The organism is Mesorhizobium sp. M1E.F.Ca.ET.041.01.1.1 (assembly GCF_003997355.1).
In the GTDB taxonomy this organism is placed as follows: domain Bacteria; phylum Pseudomonadota; class Alphaproteobacteria; order Rhizobiales; family Rhizobiaceae; genus Mesorhizobium.
This window is the reverse complement of sequence record NZ_RZSL01000609.1, coordinates 1-3470: the sequence shown is the minus strand read 5'-3', so window position 1 is coordinate 3470 and position 3470 is coordinate 1. Positions and strand designations below refer to the sequence as shown.

Annotated in this window: 3 protein-coding genes and 2 pseudogenes; all 5 read right to left on the bottom strand. The window is 62.3% G+C overall.

Features of this window, described 5'->3' with window-relative positions; translation table 11 throughout:
• Positions 1 to 357, bottom strand: a pseudogene (locus EOA38_RS40620) (hypothetical protein); the annotation flags it as partial.
• 17 nt (positions 358 to 374) lie between these two features.
• Entirely contained in the window at positions 375 to 980 is a 606-nt protein-coding gene (gene recR, locus EOA38_RS31170) for a recombination mediator RecR (protein WP_126090384.1), read from the bottom strand.
• A gap of 312 nt (positions 981 to 1292) precedes the next feature.
• A complete protein-coding gene (locus EOA38_RS31165) occupies positions 1293 to 2249 on the bottom strand; it encodes a cell wall hydrolase (RefSeq protein ID WP_127301029.1) in 957 nt (318 codons plus the stop codon).
• Positions 2250 to 2466: 217 nt separating this feature from the next.
• Positions 2467 to 2790, bottom strand: a complete 324-nt coding sequence (locus EOA38_RS31160) for a YbaB/EbfC family nucleoid-associated protein (protein WP_126090386.1) — start codon at positions 2788 to 2790, stop codon at positions 2467 to 2469.
• Positions 2791 to 2887: 97 nt separating this feature from the next.
• Positions 2888 to 3470 (bottom strand): annotated as a pseudogene (locus tag EOA38_RS31155) (DNA polymerase III subunit gamma/tau); the annotation flags it as partial.

Here is a 3470-nt window from a genome sequence, read left to right as displayed (position 1 = left end):
GCCCTTGGCCTTGGCCTCGGGCCAGAGGTCGGTCTGCAGCCATGCCTGGAATTGATCGTCGATGGGGGCGGCGCGGGAGGGGGTGGTGAAAATGAGGCTGAATATTGCGAGCAGAAGAAACGCGAGGCTGAATTTGGAAAAGCCTCGTTCTGTCGCGCCCCCCTCTGTCCTGCCGGACATCTCCCCCTCAAGGGGGGAGATTGGCTGTTGGTTCGGCTTTCGCCAATCACCAACGTAAGAAAGAGAGTGGCATCGGTGAAGCTGCCAATCTCCCCCCTTGAGGGGGAGATGTCCGGCAGGACAGAGGGGGGTGCTTGGGGCCAGCTTCGAAGGATGCACTCCAGTCACGACGCGCATCCTCCTGTCTAGCCACCTCAAAACGCCGTCCTCGATCGCAGCGCGGCGGCCAGCGTGCCTTCGTCGAGATAATCGAGCTCGCCGCCGACCGGCACGCCATGCGCAAGCCTCGTCACCTTGACGTCGAAGCCAGAGAGCTGGTCAGTCAGGTAGTGCGCCGTGGTCTGGCCCTCGACGGTGGCGTTGACGGCGAGGATCACCTCCTTGACCTCGCCGCCGGCGACACGGTCGACCAGCGAGCGGATGTTGAGCTGGTCGGGGCCGATGCCGTCGAGCGGCGACAGCGTGCCGCCGAGCACGTGATAGCGCACGTTCATGGCGGCGGCGCGCTCGAGCGCCCAGAGGTCGGAGACGTCCTCGACGACGATCAGCGTGCCGGCGTCGCGGCGCGGATCGGTGCAGATCATGCAGGGATCGGAGGTGTCGACATTGCCGCAGGTCGAGCAGATGCGCACCTTGTCGACCGCCTCGCCCATGGCGGCGGCTAAAGGCTGAAGCAGTTGCTCCTTCTTCTTGATGAGATGGAGGGCGGCGCGCCGCGCCGAGCGCGGCCCGAGCCCCGGCACCTTGGCCAGGAGCTGGATCAGGCGTTCGATCTCTGGACCGGCGATTCGCTTCGACATCGCTCTGATCTAATGCATGTCGCCCAAAAGTGTGTAGCGGTTTTGGGAAAACGACATGCATAAAAACAAAGATTTAAAGCGCGTCGCTCGAATCCGTTTCGACGCGACGCGCTTTAGAGAGCAATTCCAGGAAAGTGCGAAGCGGTTTTCCGTCCGGACTTGCGTCAAAACGAAAAGGTGGATCAGTTCGCCGTTTCCGTGAAACGATGAACTGATACAGGATTTTTCAGAGCGCTTTGGAACAGTTCGTAACGGCACACGACCCGCCTTGCTGCCAATGCGGGTCGTGCATCGATGGTCGACTCAATAGGTTTAGAGCGGCCGGTTCTGGCTGACGATCAGCGCGCCGATGGCGTCGGTGTTCTCAGGCGTCGACTGGAATCCCATCGCCGCTTCCTGCCGGGCGCTGGGCACCGAGGTGATATACCGACCTTTCAACGTACCGCCGAAGCGGGACGCATCAGGCTCTTCCATCGGCTCCTGCATCGCTACAACCGTCTGCTTCGCCGTGAGGCGGCCGGACTTCTGCGCCGGCGCGATGGAGGCCGTTATATAGGTCTGCTCGGCGGGGGACGGCGCGGCAGCCGCGGTCATTGCGGCCTGCTTGGCCGGATCGGCATGGACAATCGTCTTGACCACCGGTTCGGCGGAAGCGACGAGCACTGGAGCGGCAGGATCGGTCTTCTGCGACTTGCCGGAGGCCATGGCGACCATGGGCTCATCCGGCAGCGGCTGCCAGTTGCGGCCGCGCTTCTCATAGAAGGCGTTGCCGCCGGCCACCATCGTGTAGTGCATGTTGTTGTAAGGGAAGCGCAGGCCGGCGGTGTGGAAGAACATCGTGTTCTTGAGCTTGGCCTTGCGCTCGCCTTTCAGCACCGCCTCGGCGGCTTCCTCGACATCGGGCAGCGCCCTCGAATTCATCGGCCGCGTCAGCACGCCGGGCGCGAACTGGCCCCTCTCGCCGACAACCTCGCAAATGGTGTTGCCGTGCTGGCCGGAACGCAGCCGGTTCATGACGACGGTGCCGACGGCGATCATGCCGTCACGGCTTGACCGGTTGGACTCGAAGAACATCGCCCTTTGCAGGCATTCCTTGTCCTTCATCGTATATTTGTAGGAACGGGAGCTCAGGAAGCTCGGCGTGACGGCGTCGGCAAGGCTCGCCACCGACATACCGTGTGAAGCGGTCTGGCTGCAGCCGGCCAGGAACAAGGGGGAAGCGGCGATGCCAATGAGCAGCAGCGGCGTCTTCCATCGCGTCGCGATCAACAAAAAAGCCTCATTTCCAGATGCCAGCCCGCCCCGAGATGTGGCAAGAATGAGACTCTTTCAGGCAAAAAGATGGCTAGATGGTTAGCAATCCCTGGGCTTGGGTAAAACTTTATGAATGCAGCGAAATGAGCCCGTGAGCAACGCCGGCAAAATGGTTAATATTGCGGGCCGGGCTCGATTATCGTTCATAATCAATTAACTGGCGGCGGGCGTCTCAGAACGGCAATTTCATTCCGGGCGGTATAGGCAGGCCCGCCGTCAAGGCCTTGGTCTTTTCCTGCATGACCTGCTCGACCTTATTTTTGGCGTCATTGTGAGCGGCCAGAATGAGGTCTTCCAGGATCTCGGCCTCGTCAGCCTTGATGAGCGAGGGATCGATCTTCAGCGTCTTCATTTCGAACTTGCCGGTCAGCGTCACGCTGACCAGACCGCCACCCGCCTGCCCCGTGGCTTCGAGCGTGGCGATCTCGTCCTGCATGGCCTGGAACTTGGCCTGCATTTCCTTCGCCTTGCCCATCAGGCCGAGAAGATCCTTCATCGCAAATGTCCTCTTAGTTTCTTTTGTGGGAGCATGATCTTGTCCGAAAACCGGTTCCCATTTTCGCTGACACGGTCCTTCGGTTCGGGATCATGCTCTAGATTTCATCATCATCGGCCGCGGGCTCGACCGGCAGGTCGGCGTCAGTACTTTCCACTTCAGGCACATCCGGAATGCGCACGTCGATGATCTTGGCGCCGGGGAAGCGGGCGAGGATGGCGGCGACCGTCGGGTCGCTCCTGGCATCGGAGAAGGCATTCTCGCGCTTCGTCGTCTCCATCTCGGCCAGCGTCTGGCCGCCTTCCTCCTTCGACAGCGAGACCAGCCAGTTGCGGCCCGTCCAGGCGCGTAGCTTGGCCGTCAGGTCATTGAGCAGCATCTTCGGCGCGTCGTCGGTCAGGCTGACGTCGATGCGGCCGGGCTCGAGGCGAACCAGCCGAACGCAGCGTTTCAAGAGCACCTTGAAGGCCATGTCGCGACTGGCGTCGGCAAGGGCCGCGATGTCGGCCAGCGACTTGACCGGAACGGCAGGGGTTTCGGCCACCGGCGCCGGCGCCGGAACGAAGGCGGCGGGCACCGGCTCAGCCTCGACCAGCCGCATCGTCTGGGCGCCACCGGCGGAGGGCGGCATCCGCGCCTGCGCCACAGCACTCGCGCCGCCGCCATTGCCGGAACTTGCC